At 43.4% G+C, this 6,807-nt stretch carries 6 protein-coding genes; 3 read left to right on the forward strand and 3 right to left on the reverse strand.

The genetic code is table 11. From position 1 onward, the window contains the following. Positions 1 to 164: 164 nt before the first annotated feature. Positions 165 to 539: a type IV pilus biogenesis protein EbsA gene (gene ebsA / locus G1O98_RS35960; protein WP_012410470.1), complete on the forward strand. Its 375-nt coding sequence runs from the start codon at positions 165 to 167 to the stop codon at positions 537 to 539. Positions 540 to 805: 266 nt separating this feature from the next. Here the strand turns inward: ebsA and G1O98_RS35965 are convergent, their stop codons facing one another. The 3 genes from G1O98_RS35965 to G1O98_RS35975 all read right to left on the reverse strand — a co-directional run bounded on the left by G1O98_RS35965 (position 806) and on the right by G1O98_RS35975 (position 2,468). After that, complete coding sequence (locus G1O98_RS35965; RefSeq protein WP_163938929.1) at positions 806 to 1,609, reverse strand: PEP-CTERM sorting domain-containing protein; 804 nt, start codon at positions 1,607 to 1,609, stop codon at positions 806 to 808. Between the two features lie 223 nt (positions 1,610 to 1,832). Then, positions 1,833 to 2,183 carry a type II toxin-antitoxin system death-on-curing family toxin gene (locus G1O98_RS35970; RefSeq protein ID WP_243458640.1) on the reverse strand — a complete coding sequence of 117 codons (351 nt, stop codon included), beginning with the start codon at positions 2,181 to 2,183 and terminating at the stop codon, positions 1,833 to 1,835. Between the two features lie 33 nt (positions 2,184 to 2,216). Beyond that, positions 2,217 to 2,468 (reverse strand): DNA-binding protein, encoded by a 252-nt coding sequence (locus G1O98_RS35975; RefSeq protein WP_345940633.1) that lies wholly within the window; start codon positions 2,466 to 2,468, stop codon positions 2,217 to 2,219. A 291-nt stretch (positions 2,469 to 2,759) separates the two neighbouring features. Here G1O98_RS35975 and G1O98_RS35980 point away from each other — a divergent pair, with 291 nt between their 5' ends. Further along, positions 2,760 to 4,679: a GTPase family protein gene (locus G1O98_RS35980; RefSeq protein ID WP_163938931.1), complete on the forward strand. Its 1,920-nt coding sequence runs from the start codon at positions 2,760 to 2,762 to the stop codon at positions 4,677 to 4,679. A 310-nt stretch (positions 4,680 to 4,989) separates the two neighbouring features. Next, complete coding sequence (locus G1O98_RS35985; protein ID WP_163938933.1) at positions 4,990 to 6,663, forward strand: ATP-binding protein; 1,674 nt, start codon at positions 4,990 to 4,992, stop codon at positions 6,661 to 6,663. Positions 6,664 to 6,807 lie beyond the last annotated feature (144 nt).

Consider the following 6,807-nt stretch of genomic DNA (forward strand, 5'->3'; position numbering starts at 1 on the left):
ATGAGACAGGGGGCAGGGGAGGCAGAGGAGGCAAGGAGAATAACTTATGCCCAATTTCCAATTCCCACTCTCTTTCTACCATGTGCTTTAGACACATCTTTTGGGAACACTACTAACATCCACTAATATCCCTAGTTGCCAACTAACTTGAGGAATATTTAACCATGTCTATTGAGCAACTCCAGCCTGCTAATCAACAACAAGCCAGTGTTTACTTACCTTACGTCCAAGGCACTAAGCGCAATTTTTTACCCTATGCCATCAGTCTTTATCAAAAAGGGGTTTTGGAGGGACACCGGAAGATAGAAGCTAGTGAACATGTCCCCTTTGTCGCATCTTGGAATGTTGCTACTTTACCCTCTGACTTAACCCGTTGCCGAATTCAGTTTGATGGCAATGCTGACTTGAGTTACGAACTAATGATGGCTAGTTTCGAGTTTATTAATTTTTTAATTGAAGTTATGGACAACTATAAACGCCATCGCTTGACCGATTTTTCACAACCATTTTACCGCAAGCTACTGCGTATAGATGATTGATTAAAAACGAGCCGGACTTTTGCTAGTTCGGCTCGTTTTTAAAACTATCCTGTGTGATTATAAAACTTACCAGCTTTTCACCTTAAAAACATCTTCATAGAAGATGTTTTTAAAGTTTAATTTATTACTCACCTGGGCAACTATTAAGTCACAGCTACATGAAACCTTACTTACCCAACTCTATAAGTTAGAAAAACCTTGGTTTTGGTTATTTCAGGAGATGGACTCAGCTTTGTGTAGTAATAACTCTTAGTCATACAATACTTTCAAAACATCTTCTTAGGGTAGATGTGTTTTTTTCTTTTCAAAACCATACCAAAACCAGCTACCAAAAAAGTGCCCATAACGCTAGCGGGTTCTGGAATAGAAGTTTCATCAATAGGTACTTTGATTCTTAAATTGGCCAGGGTAGCGTTAGTGATGTTCAAGGATGTTACAGTTGGCGAACCTGGGATATCAGACTGGAAATCAAAGACTGTGGGAGTTGAGTTACCATTGCGATCGCTATATCGCACTCCATATCCACTTACTTCAAAAGTGCCCTGATACTGCTTTCCGGTGTCTGGATCGGTGACAGTACCAGCGTATAAGGCTTTTATGAAATTAAATTCATCCTGAACTACTCCTTGAAATTTGGTTCCTGCTAATTGTCCTTGGTATTTATAGGGTGTCAACTGACCATCAGAGAGAACCGGCGATGTGAGAACACCATCGAACGAGACAAAGGGAATACCTTTAAAGTCAACAAAGTAATGCAGACTTCCATCAGAGCGCGTTTCTACCTGCAAATAGTCTGACTGGTATACAGGAACATAGTTAGGATTATTGTTAGTACCTAAGTTCCGGTAATAAGTTCCAGTGTCATCCGTATCAATACGAGTAATACTGTTATTGAAATTCGGATTATTTCTGGGAAGTTCGATTGTTCCTGATAATGTGCCAGTGCTTTCAATTATGATGAATTGAGCAGCAAAAGCACTTGCTCCACTTAAAGCGATCGTCACTGCTGCTAAACAACTGCCACTAAGAATTGCACAACCTAGCTTAATCCCTGATGAACTTACTTTCATTAACAACTTGCTCCTTGAAGCGCCGATAAAAACACACCTAATGCGCTGAGATTTATTTAAAATTTTTCTCAGGCACAGTTTATTATTCCCAAGTTTGTGAAGTAAGCTTCATCGGCAACAAAAAGCTTTGTCAATCGCTATCTTTATGATTGCGTTTGCATAGCGTATCGGAGACAATCGCATCATTACCCAATTTGAATCTCGTTTCATGATGAGAAGATGTTCAAATTGTTCTAAGGTTTAGCCTGAGCCACTCTGTAAATTCTTCACGCCCTAAATCACCAGCCGCTAACAGCAGGACAACACGCTCCTGTTCTTCGATTGAAGCATCAATTTCCATCCCATTTAAAACAAGAAATATTTCCATAGCTGCGTGACCAGTACGCTTATTTCCATCTAGGAAAGGATGATTCTTGATCAAAGAGAAGCCCAATGCTGAAGCCTTTTCAATAATTGTAGGATATAAGTCTTCTTCACCAAAAGTCATCTTTGGTTGCGCTACAGCAGACTCTAAAATACCAAGGTCGCGTATACCTAATGCGCCTCCAGACTGCTCTATAACCTGACGATGCAGATTCTAGGACTTCCACCGCCGTCAGGTAACGTATCATGCTAAACGCCAGTACAATTCGGCATTTTTCTTCAGCACATAGTTGGTTGCTTGAGCAAACTCGCTCGTCGGCTGACTGAGCCAGTCTTCTATCCTGGCACGTAACAAATCTTCAAGGGAGATACCATTCTCTTGTGCTAGTGTTTGCAGCTTCTGCAATTGTTCATCGGAAATGTCGATCGTGATGGAAGCCACAGCCTTTACTCCTTGAATGCTAGGAAAGTTTAGCATTACTGATATTTTAGGCATTCTGGCAGGCGATCGCTATCTTTAGCGTTGCTTGCGATCGCAGAACGTGTCCAAAATAATCACTCCCGATCTCCCAAAATCTAAATTAAAAAGCGATCGCACTTTAAACCTTCGATTTCACGTAATTTATAAACACCAGTTAGTTTGCCATCTCCTCAGCCGAACGAGTAGCAACCAACTTGAGCAACCCTTGTAACTGTTGCCCTAGCGAATGAAGACGATAGACTTTGTTATAAGAGTAATTTTTGCAAAAGCTCGAATTTCCCAACGTTTCAAAGCAGGTATAGGGTAATGGTGCGATTAAAACCGTGGCAGTGGGTCGTTTTGGCAATCCCGATCGCGTTTATCATTATTTTCTTACTGGTAGCCGCCGGTTCGCAAATTCATGCGTGGGGTATTAGTTGGATTTGGGGTGTGTTTACCCTTTTATTCGTTGGTTGGCGCTGGCTACTCGTAAAATGGACTCAACCAGCTGTTAATCAAGTAGAAGCTGTATTAGCTCAAGTTCAAGAAGAATTAGAATCGGCAGTAGAGGATACAGTTAGACCACCAGCAGGAAGTGATGTCACAAAGCTTGCAGAAACCGCACTCCAAGAGATTCTACAAGCGTCACAAAGCGATCGCCCAATTTGGGAAGACTGGCAAACCTTTTGGACACGATGCCAGGATTTGGTTGTAGCGATCGCTCATATCTACAATCCTCAAATTCAATATCCTTTGCTGAATATTTACGTCCCCCAGGCTTACGGACTGATTCGGGGAACGGTGGACGATATGGATCAGTGGATGCAAAAATTATCCCCAGTTCTTAATCAGGTGACGGTTGGACAAGCATACCAAGGATATGAGGTCTACCGGAAGTTGGAGCCATCAGCTCGAAAATTTTGGAAAGCTTGGAATTGGGCACAGTGGCTTTTAAATCCGGTGGCGGCGGTGGCAAAACAAGCCAGCCAGGGTTCTAGTAACCAGGCAACTCAGCAATTATTGGGAAATTTGAACCAGTTATTTCGGGAAGCTGCCCTGAAAAACTTGTGTCGGCAAGCGATTGCCCTCTATGGACGTAGCAAATTACCAGTTTCAGCAACCGTAGTCTCCACACCAACTTTACCCAAGGTAAAAACCCAAACACTGCGAGAAATACTGACTCAAGCTCAACCAGCCGAGGTAGTTGAGCAAAAACCCGTGAATATTCTGCTGGTGGGGCGCACAGGTTCAGGAAAAAGTAGCTTGATTAACACGCTATTTCAGGCAGATTTAGCAGCCGTTGATGTTTTGCCCAGTACGGATCGCATTCAAAATTATCAATGGCAAACTCAAAGTGGTGAAACCTTGACGCTTTTGGACACACCCGGCTACGAACAAGTCAACCATGCCGATCTGCGAAACCTGGTGCTTGATTATGCTATCGATGCAGATTTGCTGCTGTTAGTCACCCCTGCCCTCGATCCTGCTCTGCAAATGGATGTAGACTTTCTGCAAGACATCAAAGCAGAAGTTGCAGATTTACCTGCAATCGCGATCGTCACTCAAGTAGATCGGCTGCGTCCCATCCGTGAATGGCAACCGCCTTATGATTGGGAATGGGGCGATCGTCCAAAAGAAGTTGCCATTCGGGAAGCTACTGAGTATCGCGCCAAATTATTGGGAAACTTCTGTAATCTAGTTCTACCACTGGTTACGGGTGACAGCAAAACAGGTCGAGTTGCTTGGGGAGTGGAGGCGCTTTCACTAGGATTAGTAGATGCGATCGCACCTACAAAACAACTCCGTCTCGCCCGCTTTTTGCGTAATCTCGAAGCCCGTACTGTCGCCGCCGCCAAAATCATTGACCACTATACCTTCCAGATGGCAACAACACAGGGACTAACGGCATTGCTCAAAAGTCCCGTCCTCCAGTTTGTTTCTACGCTATCAACTGGATCTCCAACCCTAGCCTATGTTCTGGCAGAGCAAATTCCTGTGGAACAGTTGCCAATTGTGATTGGCAAACTCCAAATGGCTTATGAGCTTTTCTCACTCTTGAATACAGCTAACTCTAACCCGCTCAACTTTGAATTACTATCCCTCTGGCCGCTACTGCTAGAAAATTCCACTTCACCCGATCGCAACGCCTGGGCATTTGGTCACGCTCTAGTCGAGTACTGGGCTCAGAATCTGACGGTTCAACAACTCCGAGAGCGATTTGAGTATTATTTGGCGATCGCTAAATAATTTGTCTGCCTTGAGTAAGTAATATCCGCATCTTCCATTCTGTTACCCCTAAATAGCGAGTTTGCTAGCCACGCTCACTCAGTCTCATTAAACACCATAAAATCCATTAGTACCGAGTTTGAACTAGAATATTTACTTAGCTTTTGAAGATATTTTATACTCCTAAATAGGAAACAGGAGAACAAAAAATGCCGTAATATCTCTTAGTCTTTAACATCAAAGTTAAGATTACGATTAAGAGTAGGTGTCTACTAAAACCTACCGCTTTAACTAAGTTTTTACCAAACATCCTTTTTGTTCGGAGTTATTTATGAAAAATATATTACAAACCTCCATATCTAAAGAACAAAATTCACATCAGAGGTATAGTATTTCATCTTACAATCGGCTGCTTTTAGTCGTTAAAGATTTGGCTTGTGTGCGGACTATTGAGGAAATTATTGAGATTGTGCGTTTGGCTGCGAGGGATCTCACAAATGCTGATGGAGTAACTTTTGTACTGCGGGATGGTGAATGCTGCCACTATGTTGATGAAAACGCCATCGGCCCACTTTGGAAAGGGATGCGTTTTCCGCTCAAGTCTTGTATCTCCGGTTGGGCAATGCTCAATAAACAAGCAGCCGTGATTGAGGACATTTATCAGGATGCAAGAATTCCTATTGATGCCTATAAAGTGACTTTTGTCAAAAGTTTAGTGATGGTTCCTATACGGATTGCCGATCCACTGGGTGCGATCGGAGCCTACTGGAGTACACCACACCTAGCCACATCTCAAGAAATAGAACTGCTTGAGATTTTGACCGACACTACAGCAGTAGCGATCGCGAACGTTCAACTTTTCCAGAAACTTACGAACCAAAACGCCCTGAAAGACAAATTCATTGCGATGCTAGCTCACGAGTTGAGGAATCCTGTCGCCCCCATCTCGAACGGGGTTCAGCTTCTCAAATTGAAGCTGGGCGTGACTGGTGCAGTCGGAGAAACAGTTTTAATGATGCAGCACCAGATTAAGCACCTCTCGAAATTGATCGATGAGTTACTAGATGTATCGTCCATCACTTACGGGAAGATTTCATTAAACCTTGAGAAGTTGAATCTTGTAGATTTGGTTCGCCAGAGTCTCAATGACCATACACAAGCAATAAAGAGATCGAATCTTACCGTAGTAGAAGACTTGCCAAGCACGCCCGTATGGGCTTATGTTGACCCAACGCGATTCTTCCAAATATTTGGGAACCTTCTTGATAACGCCTTAAAGTTTTCAAAACCAGATGGGACGATCTGGGTGGATCTCTCATATATTCCAGGTGACAATGGCTCAGGCAGTTTAGCAGCTTTATCTGTAAGAGACTCAGGTATAGGGATAGAACCGACAATCTTACCAGAACTCTTCGAGCCGTTTACCCAGGCCGATCGCAGTTTAGACCGTTCGAGGGGTGGGCTAGGTTTGGGACTCTCGGTAGTCAAAAGTCTTGTCGAACTTCATGGTGGGAATGTTGAAGCCTCAAGTAGAGGGATCAATTTGGGAGCAGAATTCAAAGTTACTCTCCCTGTATGCGAAGAGCTTAAAACCTTGGACAACGACCTGGAGACTATGGAGGCGGCTAAAAAATCGTTGAAGATTTTAGTGATTGAAGATAATGACGATTCTGCTACAACATTAAAAGCAGTACTTGAGCATTTCGGGCATGAAGTTTCCATTGCCAAGAATGGAATTTCAGGTGTACAAACTGCAAAAGAGTTGGAGCCTCATGTGATTATTTGTGACATCGGACTTCCCGAAATGGATGGATTCGCCGTTGCACAGGAACTGAGTAAAGACTCTAAATTTAGTCGCTCAATTCTGATTGCGCTTACCGGCTACGGTGGCCAGGAGGATAAGGAACTTGCGCTTAAGTCTGGTTTTAAATGCCACTTAACCAAACCCGTGGACTTTGAAATACTTACGGCAGAAATTGATCGATACTTTCTGGTGAGTGCGTAAAGTTGCCCGTCGTAAACATTGGTTTTATCCCAGAATGAATTGGGAATGGGGAATGGGGAATGGGAAATGGGGAATGGGACTAATGAAAAATTACTTCTTTCCCTTCTGCTCCCCTGCTCCCCTGCTCCCTGCCCTCTCCCCCTG

Origin of the sequence: Nostoc sp. UIC 10630 (assembly GCF_010747425.1) — a bacterium.
Lineage (GTDB): Bacteria > Cyanobacteriota > Cyanobacteriia > Cyanobacteriales > Nostocaceae > Nostoc.

What these genes read in the sequence shown, in the direction of transcription:
- ebsA (WP_012410470.1), top strand. Translation starts at nt 165, where the DNA reads ATGTCTATTGAGCAACTCCAGCCTGCTAATCAACAACAAGCCAGTGTT.
- G1O98_RS35965 (WP_163938929.1), bottom strand. Translation starts at nt 1,609, where the DNA reads ATGAAAGTAAGTTCATCAGGGATTAAGCTAGGTTGTGCAATTCTTAGT.
- G1O98_RS35975 (WP_345940633.1), bottom strand. Translation starts at nt 2,468, where the DNA reads ATGCCTAAAATATCAGTAATGCTAAACTTTCCTAGCATTCAAGGAGTA.
- G1O98_RS35980 (WP_163938931.1), top strand. Translation starts at nt 2,760, where the DNA reads ATGGTGCGATTAAAACCGTGGCAGTGGGTCGTTTTGGCAATCCCGATC.
- G1O98_RS35985 (WP_163938933.1), top strand. Translation starts at nt 4,990, where the DNA reads ATGAAAAATATATTACAAACCTCCATATCTAAAGAACAAAATTCACAT.